At 53.4% G+C, this 23,442-nt stretch carries 19 protein-coding genes and 1 pseudogene; 9 read left to right on the forward strand and 11 right to left on the reverse strand.

The features are described 5' to 3' along the window. Positions 1 to 136: 136 nt before the first annotated feature. The 3 genes from ACYVAD_RS25810 to ACYVAD_RS25820 are packed head-to-tail and all read right to left on the reverse strand — an operon-like array spanning position 137 to position 3,047. Positions 137 to 322 (reverse strand): hypothetical protein, encoded by a 186-nt coding sequence (locus ACYVAD_RS25810; protein WP_461142443.1) that lies wholly within the window; start codon positions 320 to 322, stop codon positions 137 to 139. 57 nt (positions 323 to 379) lie between these two features. Beyond that, a complete protein-coding gene (locus ACYVAD_RS25815; protein ID WP_461142444.1) occupies positions 380 to 1,378 on the reverse strand; it encodes an ABC transporter ATP-binding protein in 999 nt (332 codons plus the stop codon). Positions 1,379 to 1,424: 46 nt separating this feature from the next. Then, positions 1,425 to 3,047, reverse strand: a complete 1,623-nt coding sequence (locus ACYVAD_RS25820; RefSeq protein WP_461142445.1) for an NADP-dependent glyceraldehyde-3-phosphate dehydrogenase — start codon at positions 3,045 to 3,047, stop codon at positions 1,425 to 1,427. A 192-nt stretch (positions 3,048 to 3,239) separates the two neighbouring features. Here ACYVAD_RS25820 and ACYVAD_RS25825 point away from each other — a divergent pair, with 192 nt between their 5' ends. Both ACYVAD_RS25825 and ACYVAD_RS25830 read left to right on the forward strand, forming a co-directional pair. Beyond that, positions 3,240 to 3,956, forward strand: coding sequence for an SDR family oxidoreductase (locus tag ACYVAD_RS25825; protein ID WP_461142446.1), 717 nt, complete (start codon positions 3,240 to 3,242; stop codon positions 3,954 to 3,956). 75 nt (positions 3,957 to 4,031) lie between these two features. Beyond that, complete coding sequence (locus tag ACYVAD_RS25830) at positions 4,032 to 4,445, forward strand: hypothetical protein (protein WP_461142447.1); 414 nt, start codon at positions 4,032 to 4,034, stop codon at positions 4,443 to 4,445. Positions 4,446 to 4,564: 119 nt separating this feature from the next. On the opposite strand, the gene ACYVAD_RS25835 is transcribed toward ACYVAD_RS25830, so the two are convergent. Beyond that, complete coding sequence (locus ACYVAD_RS25835; RefSeq protein ID WP_461142448.1) at positions 4,565 to 6,166, reverse strand: Na+/H+ antiporter; 1,602 nt, start codon at positions 6,164 to 6,166, stop codon at positions 4,565 to 4,567. 385 nt (positions 6,167 to 6,551) lie between these two features. Here ACYVAD_RS25835 and ACYVAD_RS25840 point away from each other — a divergent pair, with 385 nt between their 5' ends. The 4 genes from ACYVAD_RS25840 to ACYVAD_RS25855 all read left to right on the forward strand — a co-directional run bounded on the left by ACYVAD_RS25840 (position 6,552) and on the right by ACYVAD_RS25855 (position 12,481). Beyond that, positions 6,552 to 8,111 (forward strand): M81 family metallopeptidase, encoded by a 1,560-nt coding sequence (locus tag ACYVAD_RS25840; RefSeq protein WP_461142449.1) that lies wholly within the window; start codon positions 6,552 to 6,554, stop codon positions 8,109 to 8,111. Between the two features lie 333 nt (positions 8,112 to 8,444). Continuing rightward, complete coding sequence (locus tag ACYVAD_RS25845; protein ID WP_461142450.1) at positions 8,445 to 9,626, forward strand: DUF2235 domain-containing protein; 1,182 nt, start codon at positions 8,445 to 8,447, stop codon at positions 9,624 to 9,626. A gap of 162 nt (positions 9,627 to 9,788) precedes the next feature. Continuing rightward, on the forward strand, positions 9,789 to 11,120 hold the full coding sequence (locus ACYVAD_RS25850; protein ID WP_461142451.1) for a glycerate kinase type-2 family protein: 1,332 nt from the start codon (positions 9,789 to 9,791) through the stop codon (positions 11,118 to 11,120). 5 nt (positions 11,121 to 11,125) lie between these two features. Beyond that, positions 11,126 to 12,481 (forward strand): GntP family permease, encoded by a 1,356-nt coding sequence (locus ACYVAD_RS25855; RefSeq protein ID WP_461142452.1) that lies wholly within the window; start codon positions 11,126 to 11,128, stop codon positions 12,479 to 12,481. Here ACYVAD_RS25855 and ACYVAD_RS25860 read toward each other — a convergent pair. Together ACYVAD_RS25860 and ACYVAD_RS25865 are read right to left on the reverse strand one after the other, a co-directional pair. Next, positions 12,478 to 13,053: a D-sedoheptulose-7-phosphate isomerase gene (locus ACYVAD_RS25860; RefSeq protein ID WP_461142453.1), complete on the reverse strand. Its 576-nt coding sequence runs from the start codon at positions 13,051 to 13,053 to the stop codon at positions 12,478 to 12,480. The genes ACYVAD_RS25855 and ACYVAD_RS25860 overlap by 4 nt on opposite strands. An 89-nt stretch (positions 13,054 to 13,142) precedes the next feature. Further along, entirely contained in the window at positions 13,143 to 14,099 is a 957-nt protein-coding gene (locus ACYVAD_RS25865) for an ROK family protein (RefSeq protein ID WP_461142454.1), read from the reverse strand. A 163-nt stretch (positions 14,100 to 14,262) separates the two neighbouring features. On the opposite strand from ACYVAD_RS25865, the gene ACYVAD_RS25870 reads away from it, so the two are divergent. After that, a complete protein-coding gene (locus tag ACYVAD_RS25870) occupies positions 14,263 to 14,784 on the forward strand; it encodes a hypothetical protein (protein ID WP_461142455.1) in 522 nt (173 codons plus the stop codon). Between the two features lies 1 nt (position 14,785). Here the strand turns inward: ACYVAD_RS25870 and ACYVAD_RS25875 are convergent, their stop codons facing one another. Next, the gene (locus ACYVAD_RS25875) at positions 14,786 to 15,823 is read right to left on the reverse strand and encodes a glycosyltransferase family 4 protein (RefSeq protein ID WP_461142456.1); all 1,038 of its coding nucleotides are present in this window, start codon (positions 15,821 to 15,823) and stop codon (positions 14,786 to 14,788) included. 294 nt (positions 15,824 to 16,117) lie between these two features. Here ACYVAD_RS25875 and ACYVAD_RS25880 point away from each other — a divergent pair, with 294 nt between their 5' ends. Continuing rightward, positions 16,118 to 17,224 (forward strand): glycosyltransferase family 4 protein, encoded by a 1,107-nt coding sequence (locus ACYVAD_RS25880; protein ID WP_461142457.1) that lies wholly within the window; start codon positions 16,118 to 16,120, stop codon positions 17,222 to 17,224. A gap of 25 nt (positions 17,225 to 17,249) precedes the next feature. Continuing rightward, positions 17,250 to 19,088, forward strand: a complete 1,839-nt coding sequence (locus tag ACYVAD_RS25885; protein ID WP_461142458.1) for an ABC transporter ATP-binding protein — start codon at positions 17,250 to 17,252, stop codon at positions 19,086 to 19,088. A 142-nt stretch (positions 19,089 to 19,230) separates the two neighbouring features. On the opposite strand, the gene ACYVAD_RS25890 is transcribed toward ACYVAD_RS25885, so the two are convergent. The 4 genes and pseudogenes from ACYVAD_RS25890 to ACYVAD_RS25905 form a co-directional block, all read right to left on the reverse strand. Then, the gene (locus tag ACYVAD_RS25890; RefSeq protein ID WP_461142459.1) at positions 19,231 to 20,460 is read right to left on the reverse strand and encodes a glycosyltransferase family 4 protein; all 1,230 of its coding nucleotides are present in this window, start codon (positions 20,458 to 20,460) and stop codon (positions 19,231 to 19,233) included. Positions 20,461 to 20,859: 399 nt separating this feature from the next. Beyond that, the gene (locus ACYVAD_RS25895; protein WP_461142460.1) at positions 20,860 to 21,510 is read right to left on the reverse strand and encodes a glycosyltransferase; all 651 of its coding nucleotides are present in this window, start codon (positions 21,508 to 21,510) and stop codon (positions 20,860 to 20,862) included. Then, positions 21,503 to 22,684, reverse strand: coding sequence for a glycosyltransferase family 2 protein (locus tag ACYVAD_RS25900; RefSeq protein ID WP_461142461.1), 1,182 nt, complete (start codon positions 22,682 to 22,684; stop codon positions 21,503 to 21,505). The genes ACYVAD_RS25895 and ACYVAD_RS25900 overlap by 8 nt, the downstream gene beginning before the upstream one ends. Before the next feature lie 230 nt (positions 22,685 to 22,914). Continuing rightward, a pseudogene (locus ACYVAD_RS25905) lies at positions 22,915 to 23,283 on the reverse strand (endonuclease domain-containing protein). Positions 23,284 to 23,442 lie beyond the last annotated feature (159 nt).

Here is a 23,442-nt window from a genome sequence, read left to right on the forward strand (position 1 = left end):
AAACATAAGGGAGAAAAGGAGGAGGGCAGGAAGGAGGAAAGGTTCGTGTTGAATTCCTTTTCTCCTTCCTGCCCTCCTCCTTTCCTCCTTCCTGCCCTCCTCCTTTCCTCCTTCCTGCCCTCCTCCTTTTCTCCCTTTACTCCTCCTCTTTATCCCGATTTTCGTTGTTGGTCTTCCCTAGATAATCGTCTACGTTACCGTCTGATTTGTCGTCAACGCCGGACGCATCCACGTTTTCGGTTTCTTCACTGACCAAAAATCCTTCTGAAGCCTGTTCTGACACGTCAGTCTGCCGTTCGCCTTCGGTTTGTTTGTAGTCCATAACGCTTGTGTTTTGTTTCTCTAAACAACTTCTCAGACGGCAGCGGGTTCAAAATAGTTAGGCCTGCACTGGCCACAACTCATCTTTTTCGATACTGATACCGATCCGTTGGCCCACGGCCAGATCGTTCCGCGTTGTTAGGGCTCGCAGGTTAATCGTTTCGTTCACCTCAATAGCTATTTCCGAATGGTTGCCTTTAAAAAAAACACTCTGAATCACTCCGGTTATCGACGCATCATCGCGCAGCTTGACCTGCTCTGGACGTAAAATATACATATCGGCCGACGTTTCTTTCGATGAAAGGTTCAGCTGTAAGATCGCCAGTTGCTCCGTCGTCAATACGTTTACCAATCCGGTCAGACTAGCCGCGTAGCTCGTCGTTGGTTGACGATATACCGTTTCGGGATCGGCTAACTGAACGAGCTTTCCCTCCCGCAGAATACCCAATGTATCGGCAATGGACAGCGCATCGGAAGCATCGTGCGTAACGAACAGACAAGCCGTTTTTTCCTGCTGAACCAGATCAAACAACAATTCCCGAACCAGGAGTCGGTTAGGTAGATCGAGGTGGCTGAAAGGTTCGTCCAGCAGTAAAATAGCGGGTTTGTCGGCAATGGCACGGGCAATAGCGGTACGTTGTTTCTCCCCACCCGATACATGCCGCGGCACCCGGTCCTGCACCGCCGTTAGCCGGCAAAGCCGCAGCAGTTCATCCGTTCGAAAATCGCGGTAATTTTTCTCAAAGAAACGCAGCGCGTACCGGATATTCTCCCGAATTGATACGTTCGGCATGAGTTGATATTCCTGGTGCACCAGCCGAATAGCGGGGTGGCCGGGGATCAGCTTTTCCGATGGTCCGGGCACGCGTTCCCCATCGAAGCGCACCTCTCCCCCATCGGTATCCAGCATACCGGCCAGTAATCCCAGCAGCGTACTTTTTCCCGATCCACTAGCGCCCACCAGCGCCATAATCTGACCGGGCTCCAGCACAAATGAGACATCCCGAACGGCGGCTACATTATCAAATGATTTTGTAAGATTAGAGGCAGTAAGCAAATCAAAAGAGGCTGGGCAACGAAATTGTCCAGCCTGGTTAGTCTGTTTAGAAAATGAAATTGGTGCTCAGGAAGCCGGATTTGTGTTCGCCCACGATATCATTCAGAATATCCTTATTTGACTGGGTATCCTTCGTGGCGACAACGGCTCGGATCGAGAACGAACGTAGCGCATCCTCCACCGACAGCGTTCCCTCCGCCGAGTCTTTCCGCCCCGTAAACGGGAACGTATCGGGTCCCCGCTGGCACTGCGCGTTGATGTTGACCCGGCAAACCAGGCTCACCAGCGGATCGATCAGTTCCGCAATTTTGTCAGGATCACTGCCAAAGATACTTGCCTGCATCCCGTGATCATCGGTGATCAGGTAATCAATAAACGCATCGGTATTCTCGAACGGTACTACCGGAATAACCGGTCCGAACTGCTCCTCGCGGTACAGCTTCATACCTTCCTTAACGGGGTATACCACCGCTGGTTTAAATAGTGACTCGGCTACCAGACCGCCCCCTTCATTCATAACGGTAGCTCCACCGGCTTCGGCATCCTGGATGCACTCAGCCAGGTAATCGGGCTTGTGGGGTTCGGGGAGGGGCGTAATCTGAACACCTTCATCCCAGGGCATGCCGGGTTTCTGTTTGCTCACCTCCGCGCTAAACTTTTGCAGAAAGGCATCGGCAACAGACTGGTGCACCCAGATGATCTTGATCGCCGTACAGCGTTGTCCGTTGAATGAAAGCGATCCCAGCAGACATTCTTTCACGGCTACATCCAGATCAGCATCGGGCAGTATGATCGCAGCGTTCTTCGCATCCAGACTCAAAATGGACCGCAAGCGGTTCAGTTTGGGGTGCTGCCGCTGCAATTGATCGGCCACTTTGCTGGAGCCAATCAGCGTTAGTACATTGACCTTACCTGATCCCATTACGGGAGGCACCACGTCGGCCCCGCGACCGTAGAGCGAGTTGACGACGCCCTTCGGAAAGCTGGTCCGGAAGGCTTCCAATAGCGGGTAATGCAGCAGCGATCCATGTTTCGGCGTTTTGAACAGGATTGTGTTTCCCATTAAAATACTTGGAATCAGGGTCGTGTAGGTTTCGTTGAGCGGGTAGTTGAACGGCCCCATCGCCAGCACCACGCCCAGGGGAGCCCGTCGAATCTGGCCAATGATACCTTCTTCGATCCGGAACCGTGAACTGGCCCGGTCCATATCTTTCAGGGCATCGATGGTATCGTAAATGTACTTGATCGTCCGGTCGAACTCCTTGGTGGCATCGGCGAGGTTTTTTCCGATCTCCCACATGATGAGATTGACAACCAGTTTTTTCTGCTCCAGCATTTTACCAACGAAGGTTTCCATGCAGGCAATTCGACCTGCTACGGACATCATGGGCCATTCGCCCCGGCCATTATCATAGGCCGCGACGGCAGCCTCTAATGCTTCCAGTGCTTCTTTGGGTGTTGTTACGGGAAAGCTCCCGACCAGCTTTCGCTGCAACGTACCATCCTCGGTGGGTAGACAAACCGGTGAATACACGTCTGACACGGCTCCGTCCCACCGGCGCATTTCGCCGTTGATCAGGTATTCGCGCTGGTGAATCGGTTCGATCCGGTATTCGGCGGGAATCTGATCCTCGGCGGGGAAAAGCTGGGCAAGTTGATCGTTGTTCATAACTGCTACGTTGATGGTTGTATAAGAACGGCAGCAAACGTCGTGAATCGGCCCGCGAAATCCAACGCTTTGGCTGTTGCGATTTCATCAGGGTGATTACCTACCCGCGATCCAAAACCTTACCAACAGTTCGGCGGTTGTCCAGGTGACCCCGTTTGGGCGTTCTTCCATTACTTATCATTTACGTTTATCATGGCAGAAACGAATAAAGTCGCTCTGATTACTGGTGGCTCAAAAGGCATTGGTTACGGTATCGCCGAAGTACTCATCAATCAAGGAATCAACGTAGCGATCACCAGCCGGTCGCAGGAAGCGGCCGACGAAGCCGCTGCATCGCTTAATAAAATCAGGCCGGATGCCGCGCTGGGCATCATGGCCGACGTACGCGATCTGGCATCGCAGGAGAAAGCCGTCTCGGCTATTCTTGACAAGTGGGGCCAGCTGGATTACGTAATCGCCAACGCGGGCGTAGGTCATTTCGCTCCCCTCCAGGAACTAACATTGGAGCAATGGCACGAAACCATCGACATCAACCTGACGGGGGTATTTTATAGCGCCAAGGCTTCACTCGATGCCCTGAAAAATACAAAAGGGTATTTCATTACGATTGCCAGCCTGGCTGGGACGAACTTTTTCGAGAAGGGCTCGGCCTATAACGCCAGCAAGTTTGGTCTGGTCGGCTTTACGCAGGCCATCATGCTTGATCTACGCAGCGAAGGCATTAAAGTGACGACGATCATGCCGGGTTCGGTCGCGTCGCACTTCAACGATCACCAGCCCAGCGAGAAAGATGCCTGGAAAATCCAGCCCGAGGACATTGGTCAGTTAGTCGCGGATCTGATTAAAATGCCGGCTCGTACGTTGCCCAGCAAAATTGAGGTTCGCCCAACGATCCCTGGCGGGAAGTAGTAACGGTTGCAAAGGACGAAAGAAGAAAGACGCTAGGTATGCAGGAGTATTCGGAGATACGCGTATACTCGCACCATGAAAGCGTATCTATTCTTGGCGGCAGCTTCTTTTTTTGCCTTGGTAAGTGGCTGCAAAAAAAACGATCCCGTTCCCGAAACAGACCTCACCACTGGGTTAACTGGTAGTTACCCATTGACTTCACTCCAGTCAGGCTCGGTAACCCGAACGCTACCAGACGGAGCCTACTCGATGAAGTTTACAACGAGCCGACTGGATAACACGCACCTGTCAGCCGTCCTAACGGTTACGGAGACTCCGGGCTCGTTTGACGTCGGCAATTACAGCTTTGAACTGACGCGCGGAACCGGCGCAGATTCGTTGTTTAACGTTAGCGTACAGGGGACTTCTGTAGGAACGATGAGCCCCCGAACGATAGACGTAACTATCCAGTGGGGCGGTAACACCAGGCGGGTAAAAGCAGCCCGGTAAAAGTAAAACGCCCAGCGCCTTATCAGCGCTGGGCGTTTTGTGTACGTTACATCTGACGAAGGTAGCGGTTTACACCAACTCCCTGCAAACCAGCTTAGGATGACTAAACGAGAATTACCCTACTCATCCTTACTGATCTTTTCCTCTTCCAGATCGAGCTGAGCTTCGTGCCGCCGGATTACCTCGTCGCTGAATTCCGTTTCGCGGCCTATCCGGTAAAGCTCTTTACGTTGCACCTCAATCACGTCCATGACCACCTCACGAAAGCGGCCAATAGTGTTATCCCGGCGACAATCTTCCAACGAGTCCAGCCGCTCGTGCGTCAGGTGAACGTCGCTTTCCAGCCGCGTTTTCAGGTTGGCAACCAGTTCGTTGTCTTTTGTCTCCACTGCGTATCGCTCATTCAGGTGCCTCAGCGATACGTTCAGCAACTTCAACCGAACCGTGGCGTCCTGCTCCTCTTCCGGAACAAACCCTTCGCGCTCCTGCGGATTTACCCAACGAATAATCAGTGGCAGCGTTAACCCCTGCACCACCAACGTCACCAGAATCACCACGAACGTAATGAACAGGATCAGGTTTCGCTGCGGAAAGGGACTTCCGTCTTCCGCCAGCAAGGGGATGGAAAGCGCCGAAGCCAGCGAGACAACACCACGCATACCAGCCCAGCCAATAATAACCGGGTTTCGCCAGCCGGGCTTGGCATCGCTTACCGAAATCCAGCGGCTAACCAGGCGCGTGAACAGGGCGCTTAACTGCGCCACCAGCAACCGAGTCACGATCACAATCGCACTGATAATCAGACCGTAGGTAATGGCCTCGGTTTTTGAGTAGTCGCCGAGTCCTTCCACGATGACCGGAAGTTCCAGTCCAATCAGGATGAAGACTACGCCGTTGAGCACAAACGAAACCGTAGCCCAGGCATTCAGGGCCTGGAGCCGGCTACTGTGCGTAAAAAATTCATGGTTTCGGAACGACAGAAAAAGCCCCCCGCTGACAACGGCCATCACCCCCGAATAATGAAACTGTTCAGCCGTGAGGTACATAAGGTATGGCGCAACGAACGTCAGCGCGGTATCAATGCTGGACGTGGTCGGTAGCCACCGGTGGATCGCGTAAAAAACGTGCGCAATGGCCAGACCAATCAAAACGCCCATCACGGTAAGCATCAGAAAACTGGTAGCCGCTTCGTGGAAAACGAATGAACCGGACAGCACGGCCGCCAGCGCAAACCGAAACACCGTTAAGCTGGAGGCATCATTGATCAGGCTTTCGCCTTCCAGAATAGCCGTAACTACCTTGGGCACTTTGATTCCTTTAAGTACCGACGTTGCCGCTACCGCATCGGGCGGTGATATAATTCCACCCAGCAAAAAACCCAGCGCCAGCGTAAAGCCCGGAATCAGCGCATTCGACACAAATGCCACAATACAGGACGTAATGATGACCAGACCGAATGCCAGCATGGAAATAATCCGGCGCCATTTCCAAAATTCCTTCCAGGACGTGAACCAGGCCGCTTCGTAGAGCAGGGGCGGCAGGAAAATCAGGAAAATAATATCCGGATCAAGCTCGATCCGGGGCAAGCCGGGAACAAAGCTTATCGCTAGCCCGCCTAAAACCAGAAAAATGGGGTACGAAATATTCAGTCGTTGCGCTGTCATAACCAGCAACGACACGACCAGCAGTAAGGCTAATAGTAATAAGATTGTCTCGTGCATATGCGTGACTGACTCTAACCGACCGCTCACGGTCGTGGTGATGATTGCCCCTGATGGACACCAAACGTCCACTGCATCCTCCGCTTTGTTCTAAGCTTGGCTCCGACCTTCACGCACGTAACGTAAAGCAAAGTAGTCATCTACAGGTCCTCATCGAAACCACAGCGTATCGATCAGATTTGTGGATTGTTGGCAACTTACGAGAAAAAAAGAAGCCGACAAACTCAAAACGGGCGTCTGGATCAGCCTCTTTGTCTTCTCCTACCTTCGAGCGACCACTTAATGCGACCAGATGACGTATCGAGTTTACGGTCCGGTTAAGTCTGATGTGTGGAGATTACGTCAAAATCCTTGCGGGCAACAGTACGTTTTCTAACTTGTAGACATGAAACATAGACTACTCCTGCTGACGGCCTGTTTCCTCGTCGTCGGCGAAGCCTTTGCCCAAACCTCCCTCCCCCGCATTGCCATCGCCGGTCTAGGCATTGAGTCCAGTACGTTCTCGCCGGCCGAAACTCACGAAGAAGCGTTTCACGCCCGGTACAGTGGTGAAGTTTTCAACGCCTATCCGTTCATGATGCTGGGGACGGCTCCGTTACGGAAACAGGCGCGCTGGATTCCTACCGTTGTCGGCAAGTCCTTACCCGGCGGAGCTGTTACCCGCGAAGCCTACGAGTCGCTGGTGCACAAAATGCTGGACTCGCTCAAAAAATACGCTCCTTACGACGGCCTGTATTTCGACATTCACGGCGCGATGAGTGTGAAAGGGCTCGACGATCCCGAAGGCGATCTGATTACCCGCATCCGAGACGTAGTGGGCTATAAAACACTGATCTCCACGTCGATGGATCTGCACGGTAACGTATCGTGGCGGCTGGCGAAGAATACGGACCTGATGACATGCTACCGCATGGCGCCCCACGAAGACGCTATGCAAACCAAAGAGCGGGCCGTTACCAATCTGCTCAATCGCCTGAAAAGCGGCAAAGGTAAACCGGCCTATAAAGCGCTGATTACGGTTCCGATCCTGCTGCCGGGTGAAAAAACGAGCACCCGCATCGAACCCGGCAAAAGTCTGTACCAGGAAGTGGCTCCCCTCGCCGACAACCAAGAGGGTATCGTGGACGCGGGTATCTGGATTGGTTACGCCTGGGCCGATGAACCCCGCAACCACGCGGCCGTGATGGTAACCGGCGACGATAAAGAAAAGGTAACTCAGGCCGCTGAAAAGCTGGCCACTGCCTTCTGGAACGTTCGCTCAAAATTTGATTTTGTCGCGCCAACCGGAACGCTGGACGAATCGCTGGCGAAAGCGTTATCCAGCCCCAAGCATCCGTATTTTATCAGCGATACCGGCGATAACCCGACGGCCGGTGGCGCGGGTGACGTAACCTGGACACTTACCCAAATTCTGAACCGACCGGAGTTCAAGAAGGCCGACGGTCCAACGCTGATTTATGCGTCCATTCCGGGGCCGGAAATGATCAAAAAAGCACTGGCGGCTGGCGTAGGTGGTCAGGTCGAAGGAACCATTGGAGCCGCCGTCGATCACCGGTTTGCGCCACCGATTCCCATCAAAGGCACGGTTGAATCGATCGAGAAAGGCGATCGAGATGCCGAAGTCGAAGCTGTCATCAAAGTAGGTAGCGTGCATATCATCGTGACTCAGAAGCGGAAGCCCTACCATAAGGAGAAGGATTTCACCCGCCTGGGTCTGGCACCTCGCAAAGCCGATATTGTTGTGGTTAAGATTGGTTACCTTGAACCTGAACTCTACAACATGCGCGCCGACTGGATCATGGCCTTAACGCCGGGCGGTGTCGATCAGGATCTGTTCCGACTACCTTACAAACGTATCCTGCGCCCTATGTTTCCCTTTAATAAGGACATGAAAACCCCGGATTTGTCGGCTAAGCTGGTGCCCATTTCTGGAACATCCAGGTAATTATTCTTCTTGGTTCACCTACCACCGGCACGGGCCGCCCCGCGTATTCCCCTCCTACAAGAGGAGGAGAATACGCAGAAATCTCTCGGTTAAGCTCCCCCTCCTATTTTTCTAGGAGGTGGCAGGCGGGGCGGCCCGGGCCGGTGGTAGATAGCCACAATTCATCACCCCTAAAATCCCTACAAGATTAGCTGTTGTAGGAGGGGCCGGGGGTGGTAGATAGCCGCTAACTGGTACTCGTTACGCCTACTAATTTTTCAATACGTTCACTCATAATACCGCACATAGCCAGCGACTTAGTACGTATATTTTGCTCTGGAAAATTAACAACCCATGAGCAAAAAAATCATTATCTGTTCGGACGGCACCTGGAATGACCCCGAACAACTCGACCGTGGAAGCCTGGTACCTACTAATGTTGTCAAGCTGGCCAGGGCGCTGGCACTAGCCGAGCAACCGGATCAGAAAATCTTTTACGACCCTGGCGTTGGCACCGGTAACAGGCTCGACCGGTGGACGGGTGGCTTAACGGGAAAAGGATTGATCAAGAATCTGTTCGATTGCTACGGTTTCATTGCCCAACACTACGAGCCGGGTGACAAGATCTACCTCTTTGGCTTTAGCCGGGGTGCCTATACGGTCCGCAGCCTGTCGGGACTGATTGGCCGTTTCGGGATCGATAAATCCCTGAACCCGCAACAACTTGCCAGGGCAACCACCTCGGCGGCTACCGGCCACGTAGCGGAAACCCGTACGGATGATATTCCACGAGAACTTCAGGGTATCAAGCACCAGTACATGCAGTACAAAACATCGGCCACGGACGAAAAGCAGAAAGCCGTTATCACTGCTTATAAAGCGCATACCGACTGCTACGAACCTGATATCGAAATGATCGGCGTCTGGGACACGGTGGGGAGCCTGGGGATTCCGCTGCCCTTGCCCCGCTATCGCTTTCGGTATCTCACAATGCTGAATACCTGGGTAGAGCGCTGGCTGCTGGGTAAATACCGCTTTCTGAACGTGCAGCTCAATCCGCGGGTACGTAGTGCGTACCATGCCCTAGCCATTGACGAAAACCGGAAGGCGTTCCTACCCACACTCTGGAAAAAAGATCCGAAAGCCCCCGACGGACAGATCCTGGAGCAGGTCTGGTTCGCAGGTATCCATAGTAACATTGGTGGTGGGTATGCCGACGCGGGCCTGTCCGATAATACATTGCTCTGGATGATTGACCGAGCCAAACGGCATAACCTGTCTTTTAACGAGTCGTACATCAACCGCCGGATCAACCCCGATTCGTTCTACGGCGAGTTACGCGATGAGCGGAAGAAGCTGATTAAGAAGCTCCTGTTTACCGAATGCCGTCGGCCTATCGCAGCGTTATGCGCCGAAGCAGGCGTGGACGTGGTCATTGCCAACAGTGCTAAAAAACGAGTGGATTCCCATATCTGCAAAACGGTCTATACACTCGACAAGGCGCTAAACGATGCCGCTTGTGAACCGGATTTCTGATCTCCGACCCAAGCGATAGAGCAGCCTCTCTCCTGTTCGTTATCAATTCAACTAGTTGCCTGAGTAGAGTTATACCGAAGCCGTATTTTCATTAAACGGGACCGGTTCCATTTGTTGGTTGACAAACGTTTAGTAAACTGCCGGCTCAACCTCCGCTAACTCGTGGCAATTCGTTCGTTGATGACAAGAGAGCACGCGATTCAGATTTTTTCCGCAGCCATAACGGCCGTCCAACCGGCGACCCTGCTCCCTCAGCATCTGTCGGTTACCAATGATGTTCTTTGCCTGGGCGAACAACGCCTGCCGCGGTCGTCATTCCGTAATCTTTACGTCATTGGGGCGGGGAAGGCATCAGCAGCAATGGCTGTGGCCACGGAACAGGTGCTGGGCAAGCTCATCACCGACGGCTTGGTAACGACCAAATACGATCATTCGCTTCCCTGCGAGCGGATACGCATCATGGAGTCGGCCCACCCGGTACCGGATGAAAACGGCGTACTGGCCGTTCAACAAACGCTGGCACTACTGAATCAGGCCACCGCGGACGATCTCGTGATTTGCCTGATCAGCGGTGGTGCGTCGGCGCTCTGGTGCGACGTACCGCCGGGTCTAACGCTATCGGATGTGCAGACGACGTTCGATTTATTGATCAGGTCCGGGGCCGCGATCGACGAAATCAATGTCGTTCGTAAACACCTTTCCGCCATTAAAGGCGGCCAGTTAATTCGTCAGTGCGGGGGAGCGCGCGTGGTTACTTTCCTTATCAGCGACGTACCATCGAATGATCTGGGCGTGATCGCCAGCGGCCCGACGGTTGCTGATGCCTCTACGTTTCAGGATGCCTACGCCATTCTGTCTACCTACAAGCTGATCCCTCAATTGCCAGAACGTGTTCGCGAGTACCTGAATAAAGGGCTTAGGGGGCAGATTCCCGATACACCCAAACCTGGCGATCCCCTGTTTAACCGTACCACCAGCACCATTATCGCTAGCATTCAGGTTGCGATGCAGGCAGCTGCTGTCGAAGCGAAAGCCCTTGGCTATCAGACTCAGGTTATTCCAGAGTTGGTCACGGGCGACGCTGTTGCCGAAGCGCAGCAACTAGTCAGGCGGGCGCTTCAGTACCAGGGCGAAAAACCGCTTTGTATCATTCAGGGGGGCGAGACAACGGTCAACGTAACGGGTAGCGGCAAAGGCGGACGTAATCAGCATTTCGCGCTGGCGGCCCTGAACGAACTAACACACCTTCCGCCCTCTCAGCGTTCCCTGACTATATTGAGTGGCGGCACCGACGGCACAGATGGCCCGACGGACGCGACTGGTGCCCTGGTCGACAGTGATACGTTGGCGCTGGTCGACCAGAAGCAGTTATCCATTGATGCGCATTTAGCGAACCAGGACGCTTACCATTTTTTCAACCAGACGGATAGTCTACTAATAACCGGCCCCACCCAGACCAACGTCATGGATATTATGCTGGCTATTGTTTCGTAATGCCGATGAGTAACACCTACTACCTTCTTTTTCTGCTAATTGCCAGCATCGGCTTCATCATCTGGGTCACGGCCTACCGGAACGTAAACGCCTTTTTCGCCCTACTCCTGGCGGCCCTGGGTGTTGGACTGCTCAGCGGGCTGCCCCTGGGCACGCTGGTCGGTACGCTCAAACTTGGGTTCGGCCACACGATGGAGAAAATTGGCCTGCTGATTATTCTGGGGACGACATTGGGCGTAATTCTGGAAAAGACCGGCGCGACCATGAGCATGGCGAACCGTATTCTACGACTGGTCAATGAGAACAACGCACCCGCGGCCATTGCCCTGACCGGATTTATTATTGGCTTCCCGATCTTTTGCGACAGCGGCTTTATCATCCTGAGTGGCCTGAACCATTCACTTGTTCGGAAAACGCACCACCGGATGCCCGTTATGGCGGCTGCACTCGCTACGTCGCTCTACGCCGTTCATTGCCTGGTTCCTCCGCATCCGGGTATTACGGCTGCCGCCGTGGCAACGGCAGTCGGTACAACAGGTGGCGATCTGGGCCGGGTGATGCTCTGGGGACTGGGCCTCTCAATACCGGCCGCGCTGGTGGGCTACGCCTGGAGCGTGTGGCGGGGCCGTACCATCGACCACGAGTACATCGCACCAGAGCAGGACGACGTAACGGTCGATCACCTACCACCGGCCTGGCTCTCATTCCTGCCCGTCGTACTGCCCATTGCGTTGATTGCCAGTAAGTCGATTGTGCTCTTATACACCTCACAACAGACGGTTGACGAAAGCCGGTTACTACAACTGTTGTCGTTTATTGGCGATCCCGTCATGGCCCTGGGTGTCGGCGTCTTGCTGTCGCTGTTACTCATTCGGCAACAGCACCGACAAGCGCTTTCTCACTGGCTGACTGACGGCGTTGATAAGGCCGGTATGATTCTGGCGATTATTGCCGCCGGAGGGATGTTCGGGGAGATGCTTCAGGCAACAGGGATGGGCAAAAATCTGGGTGAACTGCTCGGCGGGCTGTCATTGGGCATTTTCTTTCCATTCCTGATCGCCAGCATCCTCAAAACGGCGCAGGGATCTTCGACAGTTGCAGTCATTACAACTTCCTCGCTTATCACGCCCTTGCTGGCAGATCTTGGACTCGACTCACCAATAGCGCTGACGCTTACGATCCTGAGTATGGGCGCAGGCAGCATGACCATCAGTCACGCCAACGACGCGTATTTCTGGGTAATCAGCCGGTTTTCCAACCTGGAAACGGCCGCTACCTTGAAGGTGTACAGCGTCGCTACGTTGCTGATGGGCGTAACGGTGCAATGCCTGATCTGGGTGCTGTTTACGCTGCTCAGCTAAGCCTTTACCTGAAACTCGTTCAACTCCATAAAGGCGTAACAGATCAGATGGCAGATACTCATGTGGGCATCTTCCACGCGCCCGTAATGAGTATCGTCGACGACCACCACCGTATCGGCCATATTGGCGAGCTTGCCCCGCTGCCCACCAACCAGAGCGATGCTATACACATTGTTGTTCCGGCACCAGTCGACGGCTTTGACCAGATTGGGCGAGTTACCGCTGACACTCATGGTCATCATCAGGTCGCCCGGCTGCGCGAAATTCATCAGTTGACGCACGAAGATGTCCTCGTAGGCATAGTCATTACCCAGCGCGGTCATCCAGGCCATGTTATCGTTCAGCGACATGCCCCGGAAGCGTTTGGATAGTTTATCCGAAGCACCTTTACTCAGGTCGGTAATGAAATGGGATGCATTGGCCGCACTACCGCCGTTGCCGAACACAAAAATCTGCCGGTCTTCTGCCCAGGCTTTGCGAAACAGATTAATCAGCTTGGTTAATTGTTGCGTGGGTAAAGCTGCCAGCATCTGCTGCTGACGAATCAGGTAATCCGAGATATATCCTTCCATGTTGATTTACGACAGTTCTTTTTTTGTCATCCCGCGCATTTTATCATTCCGACCGGGGCGCGTAGCCGCCAGGAGGAATGATAAAACAGTTATAGTTTATCGGATAAACTACCGGTTGACACACTACCACACTCTTTCCTGACATTATACTTAGCCCATTCGATGGCACCGATGGGTACGACCTGCTCACCCAGTTCACTGAGCAAAATAGGAGGTAGCGGGTGGAAGGCTGGCATTACGTAGTGAGTGATCTGTTCTTCAATGGCCTGACGGAACCGCTCGCCCAGGTTCGACACGCCCCCGCCCAGAATCAATACGTCCGGGTGAACGAGGTGCATGACGTGCGAAAACGCCCACGCCAGCGGCTGGACGGTACCGGCGAGAATCTGCTCGGCAAAGGCGTCGCCCTGGTCCAGCGCTGCCCCCAGGTGGCGGGCTTCGTGACCGGGATCTTGCTGTACGGCCTGACTCAATACTGAATCCGGGTTTTTTGGTAAGGCTTGCCGGATACGTTCATCGACCCCCCAACCCGACGCTACGTCCTGTAGGGTTGTACCCGTCAGGTCAAGTCGAAGGTGACCAATTTCCCACTCGCCGGGTGTCCGCCCGTGGATCACTTCCCCCATCCGCACATAGCCACTGCCGACCCCGCTCCCAACGGTTACGTAATACACCTGCTGGTGCGACCGGCCTGCCCCCCGCATGGCTTCACCCAGCGCGGCTACGTTGGCGTCGTTATCGGCATAGACGGGGCATTGGGTAATTTCCTGGAGCCAGTCCGTCAGCGAAAAATCATGCCAGCCATCAACGTGAAACGACTGACAGATCTGCCCGGTCCGGTAGTCGACGGGACCACCGAAGCCAATCCCTACCGCATCGAGCTGGATTTGTTGCCGGATTTGCTGAATGACATCCGTTAATTGCTGCCGGATCTGAACCGCTGTTGGATAGGCGTTAAATCGTTCCAGGGCCAGCAGCTGACCACGATCATCTTCGGCCCGAACCTGGATCTTTGTACCGCCAATCTCAATGCCTAGATAATTCATTGATGTGCCTTGCTTTCGACCAAATAAAATCAACCATTTTACTTTTATTTGTACAATTCAAAGCAAGAACATACTAACAACTACTTATACCAGGCTTTCACGCCGGTGTAACCGTACTTTACGTTCGAAGGCGTACGGCCTGTTGTCTACTAACCACCAGTACATGCTTTATCTTTTTGTCCAGTTCGTCTACCTGATCACAACGGCCTGCTTTCCTTCTGTCGTTGGGGCGACACGCCCCGCTTATGCCATCAGCAGTCAGCAACCCGCCGTCAACCCAGCCAGTAGCTGGCAGTACGAGCAAAAACGGGGTAGCGACAGAGCGACGTTACGTTCCGTCAACGCCATTCAGTTTGCTTACCCGCATGTCCAGCAGGAATACGTAACGTTGGGAATTCGTAATAGGGACGGAGAAACCGTTGCCTACCTGGAAGCCGCGAATGGGCTATTCACCCGGAGTTTTCAGAGCGGGAGCGCCCGCATTCAGTTCGACCAGCAACGCCCGGTTGCCTACACATTGTCGGCAGCCGCCAATGGCCGGGCTAATATTGTCTTCTTTGACAAAGCCGAGCAACTTCTCCGCCAGCTCAAAAAAGCCCGATCAGTGACGGTCCAGTTACTCTTTGCCGGGCAGGCCAACCGGGCGCTGACCTTCCAAACCACCGGACTCCGCTGGAACCATTGATTTACGGCATCAGCGATCGGTAGACGGCCAGGTACTGTCGGGCAGCTACGTCCCAGCTAAATCGGGCAGCCTGTTGTTTACTAGCCTCGGCCCGCGCGGGATTGTATTCACTCATACCTTGCTCAAAAACGGCCTGCATCACCTCAGCCTCGAAGCTAGGGAAGTAGACAGCAGCCTCGCCCCCCACTTCGGGTAGCGACGTAGCCGTTGACAGAAACACCGGCTTACCAAACTGCATGGCCTCCAGAACAGGCAGTCCGAAACCCTCCGCCAGTGAGGGATGCAGAAAAGCCTGACAATGCTGCAAATACCAGCCCTTGTCAGCTTCAGAAACCGTTCCCAGCAGGTGCAGCCGCTCGCCAACGCCCAGGGTTTGCGCCGATTGTTGCAGTTGCTCAACGTAAGCCGGGTCGTCGGGGTGGCCAATCAACAGCAGTTCCAGGTCGGGGTTCGCCTGAAGCAGGGGCAGCAGGACGTGAAAATTCTTTTTCTTGTTCAGATACCCGATACCCAGCAAAAACGCCCGACTAGGTTTGTAGCCAGCAGGATCACCCGCCTGTATCGGCATTTGGTTGAGGCCGTTATAGATAACGTGGACGGGCGTATTACCCACCCGGCAGTGAGCCAGCACATCGCTTTTCGTAAATTCAGAAATGCAGACAATGGCATCGCTCCGATCAATCAGTGACTGCGTATGAGCCAGGCTTTTTTGCCGCACTTCTTCCGGTTTGCCTTCGTGCAGTACGTTCAGATCGTGAATCGTCAGGACGACTTTCAGATTGGGGTACCGCTGCTTACTAGGTAGAATCCGGCCGGACTGAAACGGGGCGTGCCATACCTGGCAATCCTTCAGAAATGGTTTAAAAAGCTTATGCCATCGTTCTTCAACCAGATGATATGGTTCAGGAGCAAGTCTCAATTTTCGCCGGGGTGGCAAGTACATTTGCATCAACGGCTGACGTTCTTCTACCAGAAACTGATTAATATGGTCGCCGAGATGCTGGCAATAATGGTACAACCCAGAATGTGAATACTTCATCAGGTTGCAATCCAATATAAGTTGGGACATACCTCAAAAATGCAGGTTTTCAGCGTGCTAGCCTCAGATTTTAGTCAATTTATGCAACATTATCAGGTTAAAGCCGGTATTGTACTACAGCAAATTTATTGCTTAGGCAATTTTCCAACCCTTTCACCAGGTTTGAGACTCATCATCTATAGCGATGAATAATTATGTCAACACAACCTCTGCCGAAAGGGACTTGCTGGCAACCCGCCCCTTTTCTATTGACTTTTCTTTTCCAGTTAATCAACGTACTAAAGCGATTTTCGTATGCATCAAATCATTTTCGACTGTGAGCGTATGAAGTACGCCAATACGGGGCTGTACTACTTCTGTCTTAACCTAGGGAGAGCGCTTCAGCAACAGCTGGATCAGGAAAATATATCGATGTTCATGCCCCGCTGCGCCCCGTCGGTATTCGGTCCCTCCGTGCCCACCCTGCCGCAGCATTCCTTACAAAAGTTCTTCATGCCGTCGGTCAGCCAGTATCAACTCTGGCATTGCACGTACCAGAATTCAAACTACGTTCCCCGCCGAAACAAGAAAATAAAAGTCCTGCTGACGATCCACGATCTTAATTTTCTGTACGAAGACAAACCCGATCGGAAGAAAGAACGCTACCTCAACCATTTACAGGAAAACATCGACCGCAGCGACGCCATTGTCTGCATTTCTGAGTTTACCCGCAACGACGTGCTGATGCACTGCGACGTTGGGAACCGACCCGTGCACGTGATCTACAACGGCACCAATGGCCTGCCTAAGCCAACGCTGGAGGAGAAATCGTACCGCCCCAGTGTTCCGTTTCTGTTTAATATTGGCGCCGTTACACCCAAAAAGAATCAGCATCAGATCCTCCCCCTGCTACAGAGTAATCCCTGCATGGAACTGGTCCTGGCGGGACGGCACGAAGACAAATCGTACGCCAACTACATCCGGGAGCAGGCTTCCGAACTGAACGTCAGTGACCGGACGCACCTGGTCAACGAGGTGACGGAGAACGAAAAGTCGTGGTATTACCACAACTGCCAGGCCGTTGTGATGCCGTCAATAGCCGAAGGATTTGGTCTGCCCATCACCGAAGCTATGTCGGTGGGTAAACCGGTATTCCTGTCGAGACACACCGCCATGACCGAAATTGGCAAGGATCTGGCTTTCTACTTTCAGGATTTTGATACCATGCACGACGACTTCCAGGCGGGTATGCTGCATTATCAGAAGGCGGGTAACCGCATCCAGGAAGCAATGAAAGCTCACAGCGCTACGTTCAATTGGGAGGACTCGGCCCGGAAATATCTGGACGTTTACCGATCTTTGCTTTCAGAAACACCCGCTGCAATCCAGCTGGCGCCGTCCGTCGTTGCTACGGACTGGTAAAAATTAGACACGTTACGACCAACGAATGAAGGTTTATAGACGGCTCATGGCGTACGCCAAGCCTTATGGAAAGTTTATTGTCCCGTTCTTTTTCTTTACCATTATCAGCGTTTTTTTCAACGTCTTTCAGTTTGCGTTGATCATCCCGCTGCTCAATTTCCTGTTCGATCCGATCAACACAGCCGATGCCGCCAAGTACGCGACGGTCCCGGACTTTCACCTGACCGGAAATTATTTCAAGGACGTTTTCTACCACCTGATTTACCAGTTCAAAACGACAAACCCGATCTACGCCCTGTATTTCCTGGCGGGCATGATCATGGTGGCGGTGGTAATGACCAACCTGTTCCGCTTTCTGGCGCAGCAGTGCCTGCTGGGTGTCCGAACGCTGCTCGTCAAGCGGCTGCGGGAAGCCCTGTTTGCTAAGATCAACAACCTGCACCTGGGCTATTTCACGAAGGAGCATAAAGGCGACCTGCTCTCCCGGCTCAACGGAGATGTATACGTCATCGAGAGCGTAGCGGGCAGTTCGATCGAGGTGGTTTTCAAAGAACCGTATATGCTGATCGGTTACTTTGTGGCTCTCTTCCTGATTTCGACCAAACTGATGCTCTTTACGCTGGTGATCATCCCGATCTCGGCTGTGGGTATTGCTGCCGTCACGAAACGGCTCAAGAAAGAAGCCCAGGACGTACAATCGTCGATGGGCCGGATGCTGACGCTGATGGACGAAACGCTGATGGGCATGCGGATTATCCGCTCGTTCAACGCAACGCCGTTCGTGCTAAGCCGCTTCAGCGCCGAAAATGATTTTTACCGCAAAGCCAGCCTGGAAGGCTTCAAGCGCCGGGAGCTGGCCCCTGCCTTCTCCGAAGCGTCGGGCGTCTTTATTGTAGCCTGTATTCTGGTATACGGGGGTAGTCTGGTGCTGAACAGCGAGGGTAACCTACAGGCTAGCTCGTTCATTGCGTTCATCGCTATCTTCTCGCAGGTGATCCGCCCCGCTAAAGCAATGGTGGTGGCCATCACGAACATTCAGCAGGGCCAGGCCGCCGGGGAGCGTATTCTGGAATTGCTCGACAAACCAATCGAGATCGAGGATAAGCCGACCGCCGTCCCACTCAAAGGTTTCCACCAGGAGGTCGTTTTCAAGAACGTCAGCTTCCAGTACGGTGACAAACCCGTCCTGAAAAACATCAACTTCCGGATGGAGAAGGGACGTAAAATTGCGCTCGTTGGCCCCTCGGGCGTGGGTAAATCGACCATCGCCGACCTGATTCCCCGTTTCTACGAACCGACGCAGGGCAGCGTTACCATTGATGGCGTCGACGTAAGCGACTACACGATGGAGTCGTTGCGGAAGCAGATGAGTTTTGTGACGCAGGAAATCATCCTGTTCAACGACTCGATCTTTAACAACATCGCTCTCGGCCAGCCGGACGCCAAACTGGAGGACGTAATAGCCGCGGCTAAAGTGGCCAACGCCCACTCGTTTATCATGGACACCGAAGACGGCTATAACACCAATATCGGCGACCGGGGTATCCGCCTGAGTGGTGGACAACGCCAGCGGCTAAGTATCGCCCGCGCCGTGTTCAAAAAACCGTCCATTCTGATTCTGGACGAAGCGACGTCGGCGCTGGACGTCGAATCCGAAAAATCCGTGCAGGAAGCCTTAAACAACCTGATGGAAGGGCGCACGACGCTAGTGATCGCCCACCGCCTGAGCACCATCAAAGAAGCCGACGAAATCCTGATTATGGAAGGCGGAGAGATCGTGGAGCGCGGTAACCACTACGAGCTCATCAACCGAGATGATAGTATTTACAAACGGCTGAATAATATACAGGAGGTGTTGCAGTAGTGATTTCTGACTTTATTTGAATAGATAAAGAGCTCCGTGAATAGGGCATTACCCGTTCACGGAGCTCTTTGCACGTTAACCACCTGATTCATAAAATAAAGTGCAACTGACTACCCCAAAGGCGTCTTACTGAGTTGGCTCTTTATCCCGCCACATAATCCACCGCCCTGTCAAACTTTTCTAGTACGGTTTCCCAGGTGTAGTACTGCCGGACGTAGGCGCGGCCGTTCTCGGCCATGTTGGATGAGTCCTGGGTCAGCATCTGATCGACGGCGGTTTCGAACTCCTCGTAGCTCCGGTACAGTAGTCCGGCCTGGCTGCCGACGATGTGGTCGCGCAGAACGGCACATTCAGACGTAGCGATGACGGGCACGCCAACGGCAAAACTTTCCAGCGTCACCATTGACAAGCTTTCGTAGGGCGAGGGCATAATCAGGGCTTTGGCGTGTTGCAGCAGGCTTGCTTTTACCGGCTCGTCCACGAAGCCAACCGGCAGCAGATCGGGGTGCTCCGGAATCGGCATGAACGCCTGCCCCACCAGTACCAATTTTACCGGTGACGGATGCTCGGCTTTGTACCGCGTAAAGAAGTCAAACATCGTATCGCAGCCCTTTGCGGTATCAATCCGTCCGATGTACAGCAGATAGTCGGCGTCGGTGCTCAGTAGCTCACTAACGGGTTGCTCGGCCAGGGCTTTGGCGGGTTCGATGCCCACGCCCACGACGTCGTTCTCGATAGCGTCATTCTTGAATAGCTGGTGCACGAAGCTGCGTTCGGCGGGGGTCAGAAACAGGATGGCGCGTGGCTTCTGAAACAGTGGCCGGAACAACGGCAGGTAAATCGGAATTTCGTCGTGCGCCGTCGGGATAAAGATCGATTTGTGGGGCGCTACGTTCAGCCCGGCAATGGTCGGGTAATAGAGGTACGTAATGAAGATTAGCGCGTCGTACTGCTGGTGATTGCGTTTCAGGTAGGTGATCAGCTCGGGCGTGTAGGGTCCCTGGTATTTCGCCCACAACCGGCTGTAGCGTCGGATGGTCTTTCCCACCAGCGCCCGTCCCCACATTTTGAGCCGGTTCAGTCCCTGCCACTGTTCGGGCTGAGACCATTTTTTGAGTTTGTGCTCCGCGCGCGATGCCTGCTTCACCAGCCGTTCGTGCTTCGTCGCAAACCGGTGTACGCGCACTCCGTTGATAGTGACGGTTTCGGCCGGGTACCAGTTGGTCCAGGTAACGTATTCCAGCGCGCAGCTGGTCAGCACGTCGACTTCGTAGGTATTCGCCAGCCGCTCGGCCATGATCCGGCAATAGTATTCGGCCCCACCGTTGACCTCGACGCCGTATCGCTGTACCACAAACGCTATTTTCTTCATCCGGCAAAGCTAAGGGATAACGCCGTGTGTTTTTGGTCCATCTCCCGTTTTGGGTGCCCCGCCGTTATGAGCTAGCATGGTAGGGGGAGTTATGAAGTTGCGAATTGGATTTATTTTCAGCCAGTTACCACCCCTAACCCCTCCTACAACAGGAGGGGAACGCGCAGAAGTGATTTTTTCAGCCACCTGCGCCTGATTTTCTAGGAGGAGAGCACACGGGAGTGACCTTGTATACCTCCCCCTCCTACTTTTCTAGGAGGGGGCCGGGGAGTGGTCAGAGCAAAATTCTGACAAGATTAGGTTTTAGACGACCCGCGCCACGATGGCCGCCGTCGCGGGATGGACAGCCAGCCACGACCGGGAGGGTAAAGCGACAGTGTACAACAAGAATCTCCGGCTTTACCCAAGCCGCTGATAGAACTCATTCTGCTTCTTCTGCCGCTCAATATCTTTTGGGTGCATGAGGCAAAAGTCATCCGTCTCGGCTGGCAGGAAGTGGCAACTCTTGTGCGCGTCCAGTTCTTCGTGCACCTTATTTTTCCAGTGAATTCCCTGGTTCAGCTTAAAAATGCGTACCTGGTAATCCGGGTAATTAATTCGCCCCCGGTCATCGACCTGCCATTGCCAGGCATCAATCCATTCCGGGGTTAGGCCCTTCACCAGATTGATGCGGGGAACGGCCAGACAGTCGATCTTGCGGTGCTTGCGCAGTTCTTTTTTCAGCGAATGGATCAGGCTTTCGCGGGGGACCTCGTCGGCGTCGATCTGAAATAGGTAATCGCCCGTCGCCACTGCCAACAGGTTATTCTTGAACGTAGCGAAATCACCGTCGAGCCGCGCAGCCCGGTGGGTTATGTTGTCCCGGTAGCGATGCAGTACGTCGGTCACCCATTCGTCGGGCTGGGTCGTGTCCTGTAACACTACGATCTGATCGTGCGGGTCTTTGTGCAGCAGCAAAAAGAGAATCAGCCGTTCTAGTTCGACGGCTTCGTTGCAGACGGTAATGCCGTACGACAACCGGATACGACGGGCAAGCAATCGGTTAAGCATACGTCAGTTTTTTACGAATCAGACGCGTTTCGTGCGTCGTTGGGTCAATGATCTGGATGCGATACCCACGCCAGGTAAAAGCCGGAAACAAACGATACCAGAACTTCTTCAGGGCTGATTTTGGCTTATTGATCCGGTTATATATAACCTCCGACAGAAACGTAATCTGGTCGAGTCGGGCTTTCCCAGCGTTGACCGAAACCAGTACCCCATTGTTACGTTCCGCCGTCAGGGGTTTGATTTTCATTGTCAGATCAACGGCCGTCGTGGGCTGTTCCTCCCGAATATAGGCCGCCGGATCGAGGTCCGTGTAGATCGTTGACACCCAGGGTTCCAGTGCCCGCAGTGCGGCCAACGTGCCGTTGGTCAGCACCAAGCCAATATCGTATTTGTGTTGAACGCGATCGCTGTTCCGGAAGCCCCATTTACGAATGAAGTTCCGGTTGGATTGCAACTCGATTTGCCGGGTCCGGTTAATGTATTCTTCTGAAAATCGAGATGTCTTGCTGACAAAGTGGTAACACAGCACATTCAATCCAACCACCATCTCTACTCCTTTCAGACCAAGCCGCAAAAGTAAATCGTCGTCCTCGCAAAACATGGGGTTAAACAGCGGGTCAAGTCCCCCCATGTCTAACAACAATTTGTGCGATGCGGACAGGAAGAAGATGCCTTTGTTAGTCGCAATGGCCGTCTGGCCTGCCTGCTCATTACGTCGCTGTTCCTCCTGTGCAAAATCGAAAAACGCATCCCGCTGAAACGTAGCTACGTCGGCCCCGAAATCCCGAACAATCTTGCCGGGCCGTGGGTCGTCCGCAAAGATAGGGGGCTCGATGGTAGTGTAAAACAGCACGCGTCCGTCGGTTTGCAAAGCCGCCAGTTCTTCAATAAAGCCGGGAGCCAGTACCATGTCGTTGTGGGCAAAGACCACGTAGTCCGACGTAGCCAGTTCGATGCATTTGTTGTACGTGTCCGACAGGGTTCGGTCCCGCTCCTCGTAGTAATACGTAACGTGGTCGTCCTGCAACGAGTCGAGCCACTGGTGCGTGCCGTCGGTGCTATTAAAGCTAACGAAGACCAGCTCAACGTCCGGGTACAACTGCCGGGTCTGCGCATAGAAGTACTGCGTATAAACCAGATTATTCTTTAAGCCGACCAGTAGGGAAAACGTCATTTTCGGATCAGTGGTGTTCTGTTAATTAGGTTGTCATTTTTCATTCCCCTGCTGTTTTAGAAGGACCATCCCTAGCTGCTATCGTCACAGATAATCTTGTAGGTTTTACTCTGACCACCCCCTGCCCCCTCCTAAAACAGGAGGGGAACGTGCAGAGTGACATTTTCAACCTCCCCCTCCTACTATTTCTAGGAGGGGGAGGGGGGTGGTCAGAGACGTAGGGTAGGTAATCAATCCGCTTTAAACTGCTGTCGAATCGTCTTTAAGACCTGATTAATGTTGAGGAAAACGGCGTCATTGGAAAAGCGAAGCACTGTTATCCCTAACGATTCAATGGCCTTTTACCGTTCCTCGTCATACGACCTAACGTTGGGCTGATCATGCACAATACCATCTAGCTCGACCGCTACTCGCTCACCAGGACAGTAGAAATCCAGGATAAACAGCCCAACGCTATGTTGTCGCCGGAATTTCCGGCCATCTAGCTGGCTGCCTTTCAGATATTGCCACAGCCGTTTTTCGGCCTCCGTTGCGTCATTGCGCAGGGCTTGTCGGACAGGCTTTAAAATCTTCAGATTATTCAACTGCCCTTCATGCATGGTTATCTTATGTTTCTCCTGCCGCAACGGCGGACTGCCTAAAATAGAAGAGCATGCTAATTTACGTTAATTTCATTTCTCTGTCCCTTCTGATTTGGACAGTTCGCTGGTACGAGTGAACCTTGGCGTGTTGGATCTAACTGCCCCCTCCTAAAACAG

Source organism: Spirosoma pomorum (assembly GCF_054776615.1).

Excerpts from the sequence above, each read along its gene's own strand:
- ACYVAD_RS25810 (WP_461142443.1), bottom strand. The coding sequence starts at position 322 with ATGGACTACAAACAAACCGAAGGCGAACGGCAGACTGACGTGTCAGAA.
- ACYVAD_RS25820 (WP_461142445.1), bottom strand. The coding sequence starts at position 3,047 with ATGAACAACGATCAACTTGCCCAGCTTTTCCCCGCCGAGGATCAGATT.
- ACYVAD_RS25825 (WP_461142446.1), top strand. The coding sequence starts at position 3,240 with ATGGCAGAAACGAATAAAGTCGCTCTGATTACTGGTGGCTCAAAAGGC.
- ACYVAD_RS25830 (WP_461142447.1), top strand. The coding sequence starts at position 4,032 with ATGAAAGCGTATCTATTCTTGGCGGCAGCTTCTTTTTTTGCCTTGGTA.
- ACYVAD_RS25835 (WP_461142448.1), bottom strand. The coding sequence starts at position 6,166 with ATGCACGAGACAATCTTATTACTATTAGCCTTACTGCTGGTCGTGTCG.
- ACYVAD_RS25840 (WP_461142449.1), top strand. The coding sequence starts at position 6,552 with ATGAAACATAGACTACTCCTGCTGACGGCCTGTTTCCTCGTCGTCGGC.
- ACYVAD_RS25845 (WP_461142450.1), top strand. The coding sequence starts at position 8,445 with ATGAGCAAAAAAATCATTATCTGTTCGGACGGCACCTGGAATGACCCC.
- ACYVAD_RS25855 (WP_461142452.1), top strand. The coding sequence starts at position 11,126 with ATGAGTAACACCTACTACCTTCTTTTTCTGCTAATTGCCAGCATCGGC.
- ACYVAD_RS25860 (WP_461142453.1), bottom strand. The coding sequence starts at position 13,053 with ATGGAAGGATATATCTCGGATTACCTGATTCGTCAGCAGCAGATGCTG.
- ACYVAD_RS25865 (WP_461142454.1), bottom strand. The coding sequence starts at position 14,099 with ATGAATTATCTAGGCATTGAGATTGGCGGTACAAAGATCCAGGTTCGG.
- ACYVAD_RS25870 (WP_461142455.1), top strand. The coding sequence starts at position 14,263 with ATGCTTTATCTTTTTGTCCAGTTCGTCTACCTGATCACAACGGCCTGC.
- ACYVAD_RS25875 (WP_461142456.1), bottom strand. The coding sequence starts at position 15,823 with ATGAAGTATTCACATTCTGGGTTGTACCATTATTGCCAGCATCTCGGC.
- ACYVAD_RS25880 (WP_461142457.1), top strand. The coding sequence starts at position 16,118 with ATGCATCAAATCATTTTCGACTGTGAGCGTATGAAGTACGCCAATACG.
- ACYVAD_RS25885 (WP_461142458.1), top strand. The coding sequence starts at position 17,250 with ATGAAGGTTTATAGACGGCTCATGGCGTACGCCAAGCCTTATGGAAAG.
- ACYVAD_RS25890 (WP_461142459.1), bottom strand. The coding sequence starts at position 20,460 with ATGAAGAAAATAGCGTTTGTGGTACAGCGATACGGCGTCGAGGTCAAC.
- ACYVAD_RS25895 (WP_461142460.1), bottom strand. The coding sequence starts at position 21,510 with ATGCTTAACCGATTGCTTGCCCGTCGTATCCGGTTGTCGTACGGCATT.
- ACYVAD_RS25900 (WP_461142461.1), bottom strand. The coding sequence starts at position 22,684 with ATGACGTTTTCCCTACTGGTCGGCTTAAAGAATAATCTGGTTTATACG.